We start from the raw sequence: 15016 nt of genomic DNA, 5'->3' as shown, positions 1-15016 counted from the left end.
GCTGCTGCTGGCGGCGCGCCAGGCCGGCGCCGCGCTGAGCGTGCTGTTCGTCGACCTGGACCGCTTCAAGTACATCAACGACTCGCTCGGCCACAGCGGCGGCGACAAGATGCTGCGCGAGGTGGCCAAGCGCCTGGTCGCCCACGCCGGCGAGAGCGCGCTGGTGGCGCGCCTGTCGGGCGACGAGTTCGCGCTGGTGCTGCCCGGCGCCGACCGCACCCGCACCATCGCCACCGGCCAGCGCCTGCTGGTGGCGATGCGCCAGCCGCTGCGCATCGACCACGCCAGCATCGCGCCCTCGGCCAGCATCGGCATCAGCCTGTTCCCGTCGGACGGCGACACGCTGGACTACCTGCTGCACTGCGCCGAGATGGCCATGTACGACGCCAAGGCGGCCGGGCGCAACCTGTTCCGCCTCTTCAGCATCGAGATGAACTGGGCCGCGCAGGAGCGCCTGGCGCTGGAGTCGGCGCTGCGCGACGCGCTGCTCAACGAGGAACTCCACCTCAACTTCCAGCCGCAGGTGTTCCTGCGCGACGGGCGCCTGTACGGGCTGGAAGTGCTGGTGCGCTGGCACCACCCGCATTTCGGCAAGGTGCCGCCCGACCGCTTCGTGCCGCTGGCCGAGGACGCCGGCCTGATCGGCACGCTGGACCGCTGGGTGCTCGAGCGCGCGTGCGCACAGCTGGCCGCCTGGCGCCACGAGGGCATCCCGGTGCCGACCATCTCCGTCAACATCTCGCCGGGCAGCTTCCGCGACCCGGCGCTGGCCACCGACGTGGCCGAGACGCTCTCGCGCCACGGCCTGCCCGCCCATGCGCTGGTGCTGGAGATGACCGAGGGCCTGCTGATGGAGGACGATGCCGGCATCGCCGCCACCGTCGCCGCGATCCACGCGCAGGGCGTGCGCCTGTCGATGGACGATTTCGGCACCGGCTATTCGAGCCTGGGCTACCTGCGCCAGTTGCCGGTGCATCAGCTCAAGCTCGACAAGAGTTTCGTGATTGACCTGGAGAGCGACGCCGCCGCGCGCGAACTGGCCAGCGCCGTGATCCGCATCGGCGACAGCCTGAAGCTCGCGGTGGTGGCCGAAGGCGTGGAGAACGACGCGCAGCGCCAGTTCCTGCTCTCGCAGGGCTGCCACATGGGCCAGGGCTACCTGTTCTCGCGCCCGCTCGATGCCGACGCTGCGGCGCAGTGGATGAAGTCGCAGCACCCGGCCGAGCGCGCGGCCCCGCAGCCCAACCACTCGCTGCGCTAGACCGGCGCGGCGGCCCGCGTCACGATGCGCGCAACACCTCCGCCAGCGTGCCGAACAGCGTGTCGATCTGCGCCGGCGCGATGACCAGCGGCGGCGACAGCACCATCGTGTCGCCCGCCGCGCGGATCAGGCAGCCGCGCGCCAGGCAGGCCAGGTGCGCCGCATAACCGCGCTGGCCGGGCTGGCCCGGCAGCGGCTCCAGTTCGATGGCCGCCAGCAGGCCGATATTGCGCACGTCCGCCACGTGCGGCAGGCCGCGCAGGCCGTGCGCCGCGTCGGCCCATTGCCGCGCCAGGTCGTTGGCGCGCGTAAACAGCCCCTCGCGGCGGTAGATGTCCAGCGCCGCCAGCCCGGCCGCGCAGGCCAGCGGATGACCCGAATAGGTGTATCCGTGCGGCAGCTCGATGCTGCCCGGCGCGCCCTGCATGAGGGCCTCGTACACATGGCCGCCCACCAGCGTCGCGCCCATCGGCACCGCGCCGTTGGTCAGGCCCTTGGCGCTGGTCATCAGGTCCGGCGCCACGCCGAAGGCCTGCGCGGCGAACGGCGCGCCCACGCGGCCGAAGCCGGTGATGACCTCGTCGAAGATCAGCAGGATGCCATGCCTGTCGCAGATCTCGCGCAGGCGCTGCAGGTAGCCCACCGGCGGCACCAGCACGCCGGTGGAGCCGGACACCGGCTCGACGATCACGGCGGCGATGGTGGATGCGTCGTGCAGCGCGACCAGGCGCTCCAGCTCGTCCGCGAGGTGCGCGCCCCACGCCGGCTGCCCGCGCGAGAACGCCATCGCCGCGCGGTCGTAGGTGTGCGGCAGGTGGTCCACCCACGGCAGCAGGTTGCCGAACGGCTTGCGGTGGCCGGCGATGCCCGACACCGACAGCCCGCCGAAACCCACGCCGTGATAGGCGCGCTCGCGCCCGATCAGGCGCACCCGCTGCGGCTCGCCGCGCGCGCGGTGATAGGCCAGCGCGATCTTGAGCGCCGAATCCACCGCCTCCGACCCGGAATTGGAAAAGAACACGTTGGACAGGCCGGCCGGCGCCTCGGCCACCAGCGCCTCGGCGAACGCGAAGGCCAGCGGGTGGCTCATCTGGAACGACGGCGCGTAGTCCAGCTCATGGGCCGTGCGCGCGATGGCCTCGACGATCTCCGGGCGGCGGTGCCCGGCGTTGACGCACCACAGCCCGGCCATGCCGTCGAGCACGCGGCTGCCGTCCGGGCGCAGGTAGTACATGCCGTCGGCGCCCGAGAACATCTGCGGTTGCGGCTGCTGCTTGAAGCGGCGGTTGGACGTGAACGGCATCCAGTACGCGGCCATCGCGGCGGCGGGATCGGCGTCGGAGGCAGAAATGGAAGCGGAAGCGGAGTCAGAAGCGGGCAATACGCTGTGGGCGGTCATGGCGGGGCTCGTCGAAGTGGCGTTGCGGTAAGGCACGGTCCCGGCCATTTTGTACTAAATATAAACAAAGTACAATATTGCGCGAATACGGCCCATGCCCGCGGGACAGGCGCGCGCATAGCCGCACCGCGCCCGGCACGGCCGCGCATTGCGATGCGTTCGGAGGAAGGGAGGCGGCGCGGGGAGCGGCGTGACAAGCCGCGTGACAAGCGGCGGCGCGGCCGCTCAGTTGCTGTGGGCGCGCGCGTTCAGCAGGTGCCGGCGCATCAGCGCGGCCGCCCATTCGCGGTCGCCCAGTTCCAGCGCGTCGAGGATCTGCAGGTGCTCGCGGCAGGCTTCGACGAGGTCGATCTCGCGGTAGAACGCGGCATGCTCCTCCAGCCGGCGCAACTGGGTCTGCTGCTGCACCGCCTGCACGATGAAGCGGTTGCCGGAAAAGCGCGCCAGCATCTCGTGGAACGACGTGTTCAGCGCGAAGAACCCGGCCGGCGACAGGCTCGCGCCGCCGTCCGCGATGACCTGCTCGTAGGCCTTGCGGCAGCGCGCGACCTGCGCCTTGTCGGCCTCGAAGGCCGGCTCCAGCAAGGCCCCGCATTCCACGATCATGCGGAAGCGGTAGCTCTCGGCCAGCGCCTCGGGCGTTTCCAGCGACGGCTGGAAGCGCCAGCCGTGGCCGGCGCGCTTCTCGATCAGGCCGTCCGCCGCCATGCGCGTCAGGGTCTTGGCCAGCAGGCTGCGCGACACCGGATAGGCGCGCAGCAGCTCCTTCTCGGTCAGCGTGTCGGGCAACTGCTTGCGGGCGCGGCCGTCCACCAGCTGGCGGTACAGCTCGTCGCCGCCCATGCCGGACTCGCCGAAGTCCGGCACCGCGGCGCCGTGCGCCGGCGCCTCGACGAAATAGCCGCTGTTGGCGCGGTAGCGGATCAGGCCGTGCCCGGCCAGCAGCCGCAGCGCCGCCCGCACCGGCGTGCGCGACACCGCGAAATGGCTCGCCAGGGTTTCCTCGGCGAGGTGCGCGCCGGGCGCCAGCTCGCCCTCGGCCACCTGCCGCGCGATGCGGCGCGCGAGGTCGATCTGCAGCGGCGAGGCCGGTTTGCTGGAAGCGGGCATGGGCAGTGGGATCGGGTGGCGCCGGTGGCGCAAGCCGTGCCGGCGCGCAAGCGGCGCGGCCGGACGAGAGCCGCGATGGTAGCCCCGAAGCCGGGCGCGCGCAAATATTGCCGGCAGCCTGGTTGTATTTTGAACAAATTTAGTACATATCCATTTCGCCGCATGCCGGCCCCGGAAAGCACCGGTCCGGCACCCCGCGCGGGCCTCGCCGCGCGTCATGCAAGCGTGCCGGGCGGGCCGCCGGCCGCGGGCACGGCGCCGCGTGGATTACCATTCCATCCATTGCACCTTGCTCCACCCACGGCCGCTCACGGAATCCGTCGCCATGCCCATCCCTTACCTGCGCAGCCTCGCCGGGCGCCAGCGCAGTCCGCAAGCCAACCGGCAGCTCGCCTGCTACCTCAGTTTCGTCGCCGGCGCCGCCAACGCCGGCGGTTATCTCGCGGTCCAGCAATACACCTCGCACATGAGCGGCATCGTCTCCGCGATGGCCGACCATCTCGCGCTCGGCGAGGCCGGGCTGTTCCTGGAGGGGCTGGGCGCGCTGCTGTCCTTCCTGGCCGGCGCCGCCACCTCGGCCGTGCTGATCAACTGGGCGCGGCGCGAGGACCTGCACAGCGAATACGCGCTGCCGCTGCTGCTGGAGGCCGTGCTGCTGCTGTGCTTCGGCCTGATGGGCGGCAACCTGGAGATGCACCGCTGGGCGCTCGGCACCGCCACCGTGATCGTGCTGTGCTTCATCATGGGCCTGCAGAACGCCATGATCACCAAGATCTCCAATGCCGAGATCCGCACCACCCACGTCACCGGCATGGTGACCGACATCGGCATCGAGCTCGGCAAGCTGTTCTACTGGAACGCCACCGGCGCCGTCGCCGGCAAGCCGGTGGTGCTGGCCAACCGCTCCCGGCTGCGCATGCTGGCCACGCTGGTGGGGCTGTTCTTCGGCGGCGGCGTGATCGGCGCGCTGGGGTTCAAGCACCTGGGCTTCAGCGCCACGCTGGCGCTGGCGGCGCTGCTGCTGGCGCTGGCGGTGGTGCCGGTGGCCGACGACGTGCGCGGCCACCTGCGGCGCGCGGTGGTGCGCTGCCGCGTCTGGGCGCGCGAAGTGCTGCGCGACGTACATGCGCTGTGGCTGGCCGCGCGCGACCCGCGCACGCCCTGGTATGCCAAGGTGGTGGCGCTGCTGGTGGCGGGCTACGCGCTGTCGCCGCTCGACCTGATCCCGGATTTCATCCCCGTGCTGGGCTATCTCGACGACGTGGTGCTGGTGCCGCTGGGCGTGCTGCTGGCGGTGCGGATGGTGCCGCCCGAGCTGATGCGCGAATACCGCGCGGCCGCCGTGGCCGCCGCGCAACGCCCGCGCAGCCGGATCGCCGCGGTGGTGATCGTGCTGTTGTGGATCTGCGTCACCGTGCTGACCGGCGCGCTGCTTGCCCGCCACTTCGGCCGGCCATGATGTGACGGCTCGCCGGCCCCGGCACGAAAAGGCCGGCAAAAGGTTGGCGCGGACACATTGCCTTGCATTCGGGCGCCCGGCGGCTCACTACACTCGAATCATCGAGCGGCACGAGCCGCCTGTCCCGAGCCAGCAACGCATCATGCAGCAAGAAGCCGACATTCCCACCGTGACCTGCCTGCAGGGCCTGCGCGATCTGGCGGCCCTGCTGACCGCCGGGTCCCTGCTCCAGCGCGCCACCTTGCAGGTCATCGCCGAATACGAGCGCGAAGCGCGCGACTCCGAAGACCGCTACAGCGCCCTGCGCCACTGCTGGGACTGAGCCCGGCCCGGCGGTTCAGTGCTGGCAGGCCAGCGGCACGCGCGCGCCGCCGTCGCGCGCCAGCGGCAGCAGCGCCGGCGCCAGCGACTTGAGCAACTGCACCGACAAGGCGCTGGTGAAGGCGTAGCGCGCCGCGTAGGGCTCCTGCACGTAGGCGGTGACGTTGCCGAAATAGCGCTCGCCGAGAAAGAACACGAAGGTCGCCGAGCGGCTGACCACGCGCGACGAAATCAGCCGGCCGCCCGGCCCATAGACCTCGTAGCGGTGGTCGCCGGTGCCGGTCTTGCCGCCGGCGACGATGCCGCTGCCCGCCAGCGCCGGGCGCAGCGACCCGGCCGTGCCCGAGTTCACCACCCCCACCAGCGCGGCGCGCACCACCTGCGCCAGGTCCTCGCTCAGCAGGCGCTTGCCGTGCATGTCCAGCCCGAACACCGTGGCATACGGCGTGCCCTCGGCAAAGTCCAGGCGGCGCAGCGCGGTGGCCTGCTCGCGCACGCCGCCGTTCTGGATGATGCCGACCAGCTCCGCCAGCGCCGCCGGGCGGTCGCCCGCCGCGCCGATGGCCGAGGCGTAGGACGGCGTGATCGCGCCGAACGGATAGCCCAGCCGCTGCCAGCGCCGCGCGATCTCGCCGAAGGCCTGGCGCTCGAGCTGGCCGCGGATGCGCCGGGTCTGCCCGCCCGGGTTGCGGGTCTTGAACAGCCATGCGTAGACCTCCTGGCGCTGCGCGGTGCTGTCGCGCAGGACCTCGTCCAGGCTGGCGTCGGGGTGCTGGCGCAGGTAGTCCAGCAGCCACAGTTCCAGCGGATGCACGCGCGCGAGGTAGCCGCGGTCGTTCAGGTTGAAACTGCGCGGGCCGTACTTGCCGTACATCCTGGCCAGCGCTTCGTCGGTCAGCGGCGCCTTGGCGATCTTCGGCAGCGTGGCGCGCATGATCCTGGCGAACTGTTCCAGGTCCATGTCCGGCTCGATGCTGCGCAGCGTGACCGCCAGCCCGACCTGGCTGAAGCGCCGGTTCTCCAGCGCGCGCCGGAACCGCTCCGGCCAGGTCTTGCCGCGGTACTTGCCGTAGAACGCGCGCAGGTAGTCGCTGCCCTCCTGGTCGGCGAAGCGCACCAGGTAGGCGCGGCGCTGGGGCGCGGCCGGGTTGTTGAGCCACTCGTCGGCGTCCGGGTGCAGCCGGTAGGTTTCGTAGCGCACGATGTCGCGCATCAGGCGCACGAACACCAGGTTGACCGAATGCTCGAAGGCCTCGCGCACCGGCATGATCTTCAGGTTTTCCCAGCGCTCGAAGTTGGAGAAGGTCTGCAGGCCGCCGCCGGTGAAGAAGGCCTCGCCCGCGCCGCCGGAGTACTTGCGCAGCATGGCCGCCTCCAGCATCGCGCGCAGGCTCTTGTCGGGCTGCGTCAGCAGGTAGTTCTGCGCCCACAGGCTGAGCGCGTCGAGCCTGGGCGGCGTGACCGCCTTGAGCTGCGCGGGCGTCATGGCGGAGAACGCCTCGTGCAGCTCGGAGAGGATTTCCAGGTAAGTCACCAGCGTGCGCAGCTTGGCGGTGGAGCCCAGGTTGAGGCGCGCGCCGCGGTTGAGGTCGAACGGCAGGTCGAGGTTGTCGGCCTGCACGCGCAGCAGGTTGGCGCCGCCGGCGCGCTCGTACAGCGTGAAGCTGATCGCCAGCCGGCCGGGGTCGTCGCCGTCGCGTAGCAGGTTGCGGCCGTACAGCCCGGTGGCGCGGGCGCCGTCGCGCGTGCCGGCCTTGAGCAGCGCATCGGTGACGACGCGCTGCAGCCCGGTGTCGATGGTGCTGTGGGCGGTCAGGTCGAGGCGGTCGAGCTCGTAGCTGCTGCCCAGGCCGAGATAGCGCAGCAGGTCGGTGCGCACGCCGCTGATGGCCTTGCGCGAGACGAAGGAGATCTCCGGACGGTCCTGCGCGCCGGCGTCCTCGCCGCGCAGCCTGAGCGGCTGGGCCAGCGCGGCGTCGCGCAGCCACGGCGGGATGGCGCCGGCGGCGGCCAGCAGGCGGAGGTAGCTGTCGGTCAGCGCCGCCAGCGCGGCGGTGTCGCGCCGCAGGAAATGCGACGGCCCGCGCTGCGCGATGATCAGCGACAGCGCCTCCTTGAACACGCGCGCCTGGGTGGCGCCCTGCTCGCCCGGCAGCGGGCCCCTGCCCGGCCCCGGCCCCATGCCGGCCGCGCCCAGCAGGCGGTTGGCCTCGCCGAAGTCCTGGCCGTACCAGGCCCACAGCCCGTCGCCCAGGCCGTTGATCTCGCCCACGCCGGCGCGCGCCGACAGCGGCACCGTGTTCAGGTAGTCGAGCAGAATGCGCTGGCGCGCGCCGATGGTGTCCGGCCCGTCGAGATAGGCCCGCATGGACGCGCTCGCCATCTGCCGGAGCTTCTCGTGCGGCGAGCCGGTGCGCCCGGCGCGCGAATGGCGGTACTTCTCGATCTGCGTGGCCAGCGTGCTGCCGCCGGGCGCCTCGTGGCGGTCGTTGAACAGGCGCACGCCCTGGTCCATCGCCGCGCGCGTGAAGCGGCGCACGTCGAGCGCGGGGTTGCGGGTGGGGAACTCGGGATCGAGCAGGTCGCGGTTCTCGATGTAGAGCAAGGCATTCACCAGCACCGCCGGGATGTCCCGGAAGCCGGCGTAGGCGCGGTCCGGCGCCGGCGCCGCGCCGAAGGGCTGGTCGTTGCAGTCGAGCAGCGCCAGGCCGGCCCGGGTCTTCTCGCGGTAGGGCGCGAACAGGCCGGAATCGGTGATCTCCAGCAGGCGGGCGGACCAGCGCGCCTGGCGCTCGCGCCTGTAGCCGCGCGCCTCCAGCAGCTCGGTGAACTGCGGCAGGCGGCTGTAGCCGAAGCGCAGGTCGTAGGGGCCGTCGTCGGGGAAGCGGATGCGGTCGCTGGGCCCGGCCGCGTCGGCGTAGCCCGCGTCCCTGACGCGCGCCGAGAAGTAGCGGGCCTGCAGGCGCGAGGTGGACAGCTCCTCGGCCACGACCGCGTACAGGACATAGCCGCCCCCCACCAGCAGGGCCAGCATCACGAGCCTGGGCCAGAGACGTCGTCGCACGATTCAGGTCCGCTTTCAGGTCCGTCCCGCAAGGAAACCGGGGCATGCCCGGCGCGTCGGCCAGCACTGGCCGCCTGCTGGCAACGATGGCACCAATCGGGCGCCTCCGTCACAACGTATACCCTAGACTAATGCGGCCTGACGCACAAAGTGCGCGTGCAGCATCATGGCCGCCGGCCGCGCGCCGGGCGCCTAGACGCGGAACGCGGCGATGGCCTGGTCCAACTGGCGCGCCTGATCCTCCAGCGAGGCCGCCGCGGCGGCCGCTTCCTCCACCAGCGCGGCGTTCTGCTGCGTGGCCTCGTCCATCGCGTTCACCGCGCGGTTGACCTGCTCGATGCCGCTGCTCTGCTCGACCGAGGCGGCGGCGATCTCGCTCATGATGTCGGTCACGCGGCGGATCGCGCTCACCACCTCCTGCATGGTGGCGGCGGCGCGGTCGGCCAGGCCGTTGCCGGTGGCGACGTGCGCCAGCGAGGTCTCGATCATCGTCTTGATCTCGCGCGCGGCATTGGCGCTGCGCTGGGCCAGGCTGCGCACCTCGCCGGCCACCACCGCGAAGCCGCGGCCCTGCTCGCCGGCGCGCGCCGCCTCCACCGCCGCGTTGAGCGCCAGGATATTGGTCTGGAAGGCGATGCCGTCGACCACGCCGATGATCTCGGCGACGGTCTTGGCGGCGGCGCTGATGTCGCCCATCGTGGACATCACCTCGCCCACCACGGTGCCGCCCTGCTGCGCTACCTCCACGGCGCTGACCGCGAACTGGCTGGCCTGGCGCGCGTTGTCGGCGTTCTGGCGCACGGTGGAGGTCATCTGCTCCATGCTGGCGGCGGTTTCCTGCAGCGAGGCGGCCTGCGCCTCGGTGCGCCCGGACAGGTCGGCGTTGCCGGCGGCGATCTGCCGGGTGGCCGCGGCGATGGCGTCCGAGCCCTGGCGCACGCGCCCCACGGTGCCGGCCAGGCTCTCCTGCATGCGGCCCAGGCCGTCGAGCAGCAGGCCCATCTCGTCGTTGCGCTCGGACTGCACGGCCTGGCTCAGGTCGCCCGCCGCGATGCGGTTGAACTGCGCCAGCGCCAGCTCCAGCGGCCCCACGATGGCGCGCAGCAACTGCGCCGCGCAGCCGACCGACACCACCAGCGCCAGCGCCAGCGCGGCGATCAGGCCGTTGCGGAAGCGCCGGTAGGCCACCTGCGAGGCCTCGAAGTTGCCCGCGGCGAGCTGCATCTGGAACTTGCCGAGCTTGAGGCCCGTGTCGTTGGCGTCACGGAACAGGCGCGACAGCTTCTTCTCCATGATCTGGTCCGCCAGCGGCCGGTCCCTGGCCCGCAGCGCGGCGATGATGGCGGCGATGCCCTCGCGGCTGGCGGCCTCGCGCTTGGCGGCGACCTCTTTGGCCAACTGGTCTTCCTCGCTGTCGCGCGGCAGCGCCAGGAAACGCTGCCAGGCTTCGTCGGAGCGCGCCACCAGTTCTTCGGTGCGGCGCAGCAAGCCATCGAATTCCGGGTTGTCCGGGTAGAGCATGGCGCGGTCCAGCGCGGTGCGCGCGCGGGTCATGCTGAGGTCGGCCTCGCCCAGCGCCAGCGCCGAGGCGAGCTGGTTGGAGTAGGTCGAGTCATGTGCCTGATTGGCCTCGCGCAGCCCGAGCAGCGCGGCGATGCCGACCCCCAGCGCCAGCACGAACAACAGCGAGATGGCGGCGATCAGCCGCGCACGAATGGTCAGGCTCGGAAACATGAAGAGGCTCGCAGATGAAAGGGCTCGCAGGACGGGCGCGCGGCGCGCCGGGACGGAAAGCCGTTTTATCGGTGCAGCGCAACAGTCCCTTGATGGCGTCACGAAACTTTCATACTCCGGCGTCACATGCGCGCCGGCACCGCGGGCCGGGATTTGATCTTGCTCAATATCCGGCGCCGCGCGCGTCAAGTCCGGGCCCGACAGTCCGTTAGCGTAGACATCCCAATTTCATAACTGCCGCGAAGATGAAAAACCTGAGCGTACGCATTGCCCTGCTGGCCATTCTGGTGACGTTTGCATTGATGATCGTATTCGGCGCGGTAGTCGGCGTGTTCGCGCTCGGCGCCGCCAACCAGGCCACGGTGCGCGTACAGCAACTCTCGGCCAGCACCCTGCTGCTCAACGACGCCTACAAGGACATGACGCGCGCCCGCGCCGCGCTTTCGCGCGCCTACGCCTCCGCGCGCGAAGGCGGCGGCGGCGTCAATGCCGACGCGCTGGCGGCGGCGGCCAAGTCGCTGGGCAGCGCGGCGCAGCGGATGCAGCGCTTCGCCGCCGCGCCCGCGCAGGACGGCGAGGCCGACGGCCAGCGCCGCCAGCTCGCGCAGGCCGCCCAGCAGCACGCCGGCGCCATCGAGCGCGCCGCAGCCGCGCTGCGCGCCGGCGACCCGGCCGCCTACGCGGCCATCAACGACCAGGACATCACGCGCTCGGGCGCGGACTTCTCCACCGCGCTGGAACGGTTCCAGCAGCAGGCCAGCGCGCTCTCGCTGCACGAGACCGAGACCAGCGGCACGCGCTACCGCCTGGTGGTGAAGCTGGTGGCGGTGGGCATCAGTGCCTCGCTGGCGCTGATCGTGGCCGTGCACCTGGGCCTGCGCACCTTCGTGGTGGCGCCGCTGGCCGCCGCCGCCGAGCATCTCGACCGCGTGGCCGAGGGCGACCTCACGCAGCGCGCCGAAACCGCCAGCGGCAACGAAGTCGGCCGCGTGCTGGGCGCCGTGGCGCGCATGCAGGCGGCGCTCACGCGCACCGTCAGCCAGGTGCGCGCCAGCTCGGACTCGGTCAACATCGGCGCGCGCGAGATCGCCGCGGGCAACGCCGACCTGTCCGGCCGCACCGAGCAGCAGTCCGCCTCGCTCGAGCAGACCGCGGCCAGCATGGAGCAGTTGACCTCCACCGTGGGCAACAACACCGAAAGCGCGCGCCAGGCCAGCGCGCTGGCCGCCGAGGCGGCACGGCTGGCCACGCGCGGCGGCGACGACGTGCGCGGCGTGGTGCAGACGATGGGCGACATCAGCAGCAGTTCGCAGCGTATCGCCGACATCATCGGCGTGATCGACGGCATTGCCTTCCAGACCAACATCCTGGCGCTCAACGCCGCCGTGGAAGCGGCGCGCGCCGGCGAGACCGGGCGCGGCTTCGCGGTGGTGGCGGGCGAGGTGCGCGCGCTGGCGCAGCGCAGCGCGCAGGCCGCGCGCGAGATCAAGAACCTGATCGACGACTCGGCCAACAAGGTCGCCGCCGGCAACGCGCTGGTGGCGCAGGCCGGTCACACCATGAACGAGGCGGTCGAGGCCGTGCAGCGCGTGGCCCGCATCGTGGAGGACATCTCGGCCGCCTCGCTGGAGCAGAGCGCGGGCATCGTGCAGGTCAGCCGCGCGGTGACGCAGATGGAGGAAGTCACCCAGCAGAACGCCGCGCTGGTCGAGCAGGCCGCGGCGGCGGCCGGTTCGCTGGAGACGCAGGCGCGCCAGCTGGCCGAGGCGGTGGGCGCGTTCCGGCTGGCGCCGGCCGCGTGAGCCCCCTGCCCGGCTACGCCGCCAGCCCGCGCTGCAAGGTGGTCTTGAGCATCGAGAACACCTGGCGCGCCACCGGGTTGGCGGCGTTGGGCCGCGCCCACAGGTAGTAGGTCACGTCCGGCAGGCGCGGCAGGCCGTCCTTGTCGCCCAGCACGCGCATGTCCGCGCCAAGCAGGTCGATGCTGCGCGCGGTGATGCCCAGCCCGGCGCGGATCGCCGCCTTGATGCCGATCAGGCTCGGCGCCAGGTAGGCCGAGCGCCACGGCACGCCGGCTTCCTTGAGCGCTTCCAGCGCCAGCCGGCGGAACAGGCTGGGCTCGTCAGCCAGGATCAGCGGCACCGGGCTGCCCGCCTCGTAGGCGAAATCCGCCGCGCACACCCAGATCGTGGGCGAGGTGCGCAGCACCAGCCCGTCCAGGCTGGCGTCCTCGCGCGTGGAGACCGTCAGGTCGATCTCGCCGCGCCGCAGCGACTCCATCAGGAACGGGCTGCGCCCCACGTGGATCTCCAGCCGCAGCGCCGGCGACGCCCGCGCGATATGCGACAGCAGCGGCGGCAGGATGGTGTCGGCCACGTCGTGCGGCGCGCCGATGCGCAGCGAGCCGGTCAGGTCGCCTTCGCGCAGCACGCGCAGCGCCTCGTCGTTCAGGCCCAGCAACTGGCGCGCGTATTCCACCAGCTTGTTGCCGTGCCGCGTGAGCTGCTTGCCGCGCCCCTGCCGCTCGAACAGCGGCAGCGCCACCTGCTCCTCGAGGCGCTGCATCTGCTGGGTCACGGCGGACTGCGTGCGGTGCAGGTGCTCGGCGGCGGCGCCGAAGGTGCCGCGGTCGGCAATGGCCACCAGCGTGCGCAGCAGGTCCAGGTCGAGATTACGCATTCATCAGACTTGCTTAAGTGTTTTTATCGGTGATTAAGTGGTTTTGGCCGGCAAGGTTCATTAAAGTGAGGCCAGACAACGCCTCCGAGCGCCCCGCAAACCCGAGAACCATAAGACTGAGCAAGGATTCTAGAGATATGTCGATCGCACAACAACGCCAGCAAGCCGTTGGGGACGCCATCCGTTCCATCAAGGACATCGTCGCCGCCGGCGGCGTCACCCGCGCTTCGCTGGACGCCGTGCTGGGCCAGGTCAAGCAACTGGCGGCCCAGCCGCAACTGTGGGCGCAGGACGAGTTCGCGCCGCCCGAGGACGGCGAGCGCCAGACCCGCTACCTGATCGCCGAAGACGCCGACCAGACCTTCGCGCTGTACCTGAACGTGATGCGGCCCGGCAAGCGCATCCCGCCGCACAACCACACCACCTGGGCCTGCGTGGCCGGCGTGGTCGGCACCGAGTTCAACGACGTCTACCTGCGCACCGACGACGGCAGCCAGCCGGGCGTGGGCACGCTGGCGCACGCGCGCACGGTGGAGGTCGGGCCGGGCAGCGGCATCGCGCTGCTGCCCGACGACATCCATTCGGTAGAGATCCGCGGCGACAGCGTGATCCGCCACCTGCACATGTACGGCCGCTCGTTGGAGACCCTGACCGAGCGCCTGTCCTTCGACCTCGAAACCGGCCGCTGCCAGATCATGAACGTGGGCGTCAAGACGCGCCGCTGACCGCCACCGGGCGGCACCGGGCCGAGCCGTCGCGCCGGCCCGCGCCCGCCCTGGGGCTTCCCGCTTTCCCCGCTTTTCCCGTTACGACGCATTTCCCCTTGCCTCCCGCGCTCGCGCGGCCACGAGGCAGGCCCCCTTCTTGCCTGGACCAACCGCATGCCCCAGCCACTTTCCGCCCATCCCGCCCTGGTCGATCCCGCCACGCTCAAGGCCTGGCTGCACGGCCCCGGCGAAATCGCCCTGCTCGACGTCCGCGAGCACGGCCAGTATGGCGAAGGCCATCCCTTCCACGCCGTGCCGCTGCCATACAGCCGGCTCGAGCTCGAGATCGGCCGCCTGGCGCCCAACGCGGCCGCGCGCATCGTGCTGGCCGACGACGGCGACGGCGTGGCGGCGCGCGCGGCGCGGGCGCTGGCCGGGCTGGGCTATGCGGCCGTGTTCGTGCTCGACGGCGGGGTGCCGGCCTGGCAGGCCGCCGGACATGCGCTGTTCGCGGGTGTCAACGTGCCCTCCAAGACCTTCGGCGAGCTGGCCGAACATCACTACGGCACGCCGCGCGTGTCGGCGCCGGAGCTGGCCGCGATGCTGGCCGGCGAGCGCCCGCCGGTGGTGCTGGACGGGCGGCCCGCGAGCGAATTCCGCAAGATGAACATCCCCGGCGCCGTCTGCTGCCCCAACGGCGAGCTGGCCTACCGGCTGCGCGACCTCGTGCCCGACCCCGCCACGCCGGTCGTCATCAACTGCGCCGGGCGCACGCGCAGCATCATCGGCGCCCAGACGCTGATCAACCTCGGCGTGCCCAACCCGGTGTTCGCGCTGGAAAACGGCACGCAGGGCTGGTACCTGAACGACTTCGCGCTGGAGCACGGCGGCACGCGGCGCTATCCGGACAATGCCGCGCCGGCGGGGCTGGCAGAGGCGCGCGCCGCGGCCCGCGCGCTGGCCACGCGCTTCGCGGTGCCGCACGCCGGCGCCGGCGAGGTCGATGGCTGGCTGCGCGACCCCGCGCGCACCACCTACCTGTGCGACGTGCGCACGCCCGAGGAATTCGCCGCCGGCTCGGTGCCGGGCGCGCAGAACACGCCGGGCGGCCAGCTGGTCCAGGCCACCGACCAGTACGTCGGCGTGCGCCGCGCGCGGCTGGTGCTGATCGATGCCGACGGCGTGCGCGCCCCGGTGGCGGCAAGCTGGCTGCGCCAGATGGGACACGACGCGGTGGTGCTCGAAGGCGGGCTCGGCGCCGCGCTGGCGGCGGGGCTTGCCG

Annotated in this window: 11 protein-coding genes; 6 read left to right on the top strand and 5 right to left on the bottom strand. The window is 71.8% G+C overall.

Annotation, left to right across the window (positions count from 1 at the left end; all coding sequences use genetic code 11):
• The coding region (locus K206_RS40015) for a bifunctional diguanylate cyclase/phosphodiesterase (protein ID WP_020206550.1) at window positions 1-1261 on the top strand (1261 nt) is incomplete at its 5' end.
• Window positions 1262-1280: 19 nt separating this feature from the next.
• On the opposite strand, the gene K206_RS0132865 is transcribed toward K206_RS40015, so the two are convergent.
• On the bottom strand, window positions 1281-2579 hold the full coding sequence (locus K206_RS0132865) for an aspartate aminotransferase family protein (protein ID WP_020206549.1): 1299 nt from the start codon (window positions 2577-2579) through the stop codon (window positions 1281-1283).
• 306 nt (window positions 2580-2885) lie between these two features.
• Window positions 2886-3770: a GntR family transcriptional regulator gene (locus K206_RS0132860; RefSeq protein ID WP_020206547.1), complete on the bottom strand. Its 885-nt coding sequence runs from the start codon at window positions 3768-3770 to the stop codon at window positions 2886-2888.
• 325 nt (window positions 3771-4095) lie between these two features.
• Between K206_RS0132860 and K206_RS0132855 the strand changes: the two genes are divergently transcribed.
• Together K206_RS0132855 and K206_RS0132850 are read left to right on the top strand one after the other, a co-directional pair.
• On the top strand, window positions 4096-5229 hold the full coding sequence (locus K206_RS0132855) for a DUF1275 domain-containing transporter (protein WP_020206546.1): 1134 nt from the start codon (window positions 4096-4098) through the stop codon (window positions 5227-5229).
• A gap of 142 nt (window positions 5230-5371) precedes the next feature.
• Window positions 5372-5551, top strand: coding sequence for a hypothetical protein (locus K206_RS0132850; protein WP_020206545.1), 180 nt, complete (start codon window positions 5372-5374; stop codon window positions 5549-5551).
• Between the two features lie 15 nt (window positions 5552-5566).
• Here K206_RS0132850 and K206_RS0132845 read toward each other — a convergent pair whose 3' ends face one another.
• Both K206_RS0132845 and K206_RS44720 read right to left on the bottom strand, forming a co-directional pair.
• Window positions 5567-8614 carry a transglycosylase domain-containing protein gene (locus K206_RS0132845; protein ID WP_029044361.1) on the bottom strand — a complete coding sequence of 1016 codons (3048 nt, stop codon included), beginning with the start codon at window positions 8612-8614 and terminating at the stop codon, window positions 5567-5569.
• 192 nt (window positions 8615-8806) lie between these two features.
• Entirely contained in the window at window positions 8807-10348 is a 1542-nt protein-coding gene (locus K206_RS44720) for a methyl-accepting chemotaxis protein (protein WP_020206543.1), read from the bottom strand.
• A 245-nt stretch (window positions 10349-10593) separates the two neighbouring features.
• On the opposite strand from K206_RS44720, the gene K206_RS0132835 reads away from it, so the two are divergent.
• On the top strand, window positions 10594-12150 hold the full coding sequence (locus tag K206_RS0132835; protein WP_020206542.1) for a methyl-accepting chemotaxis protein: 1557 nt from the start codon (window positions 10594-10596) through the stop codon (window positions 12148-12150).
• A 13-nt stretch (window positions 12151-12163) separates the two neighbouring features.
• Here the strand turns inward: K206_RS0132835 and K206_RS0132830 are convergent, their stop codons facing one another.
• On the bottom strand, window positions 12164-13027 hold the full coding sequence (locus tag K206_RS0132830) for a LysR substrate-binding domain-containing protein (RefSeq protein ID WP_020206541.1): 864 nt from the start codon (window positions 13025-13027) through the stop codon (window positions 12164-12166).
• A 137-nt stretch (window positions 13028-13164) separates the two neighbouring features.
• Between K206_RS0132830 and K206_RS0132825 the strand changes: the two genes are divergently transcribed.
• The gene (locus K206_RS0132825) at window positions 13165-13752 is read left to right on the top strand and encodes a cysteine dioxygenase family protein (protein WP_020206540.1); all 588 of its coding nucleotides are present in this window, start codon (window positions 13165-13167) and stop codon (window positions 13750-13752) included.
• 156 nt (window positions 13753-13908) lie between these two features.
• Window positions 13909-15016 (top strand): rhodanese-like domain-containing protein (locus tag K206_RS0132820; RefSeq protein WP_020206539.1); only part of this gene is annotated, 1108 nt, incomplete at its 3' end.

Source organism: Cupriavidus sp. WS (assembly GCF_000395345.1).
GTDB lineage: Bacteria > Pseudomonadota > Gammaproteobacteria > Burkholderiales > Burkholderiaceae > Cupriavidus > Cupriavidus basilensis_B.
Note: the sequence above shows the minus strand (reverse complement) of the source record. Positions and strands in the feature narration are given on the sequence as shown.

Excerpts from the sequence above, each read along its gene's own strand:
- K206_RS0132855 (WP_020206546.1), top strand. The coding sequence starts at position 4,096 with ATGCCCATCCCTTACCTGCGCAGCCTCGCCGGGCGCCAGCGCAGTCCG.
- K206_RS0132865 (WP_020206549.1), bottom strand. The coding sequence starts at position 2,579 with ATGGCCGCGTACTGGATGCCGTTCACGTCCAACCGCCGCTTCAAGCAG.
- K206_RS44720 (WP_020206543.1), bottom strand. The coding sequence starts at position 10,348 with ATGTTTCCGAGCCTGACCATTCGTGCGCGGCTGATCGCCGCCATCTCG.
- K206_RS0132835 (WP_020206542.1), top strand. The coding sequence starts at position 10,594 with ATGAAAAACCTGAGCGTACGCATTGCCCTGCTGGCCATTCTGGTGACG.
- K206_RS0132850 (WP_020206545.1), top strand. The coding sequence starts at position 5,372 with ATGCAGCAAGAAGCCGACATTCCCACCGTGACCTGCCTGCAGGGCCTG.
- K206_RS0132830 (WP_020206541.1), bottom strand. The coding sequence starts at position 13,027 with ATGCGTAATCTCGACCTGGACCTGCTGCGCACGCTGGTGGCCATTGCC.
- K206_RS0132825 (WP_020206540.1), top strand. The coding sequence starts at position 13,165 with ATGTCGATCGCACAACAACGCCAGCAAGCCGTTGGGGACGCCATCCGT.
- K206_RS0132860 (WP_020206547.1), bottom strand. The coding sequence starts at position 3,770 with ATGCCCGCTTCCAGCAAACCGGCCTCGCCGCTGCAGATCGACCTCGCG.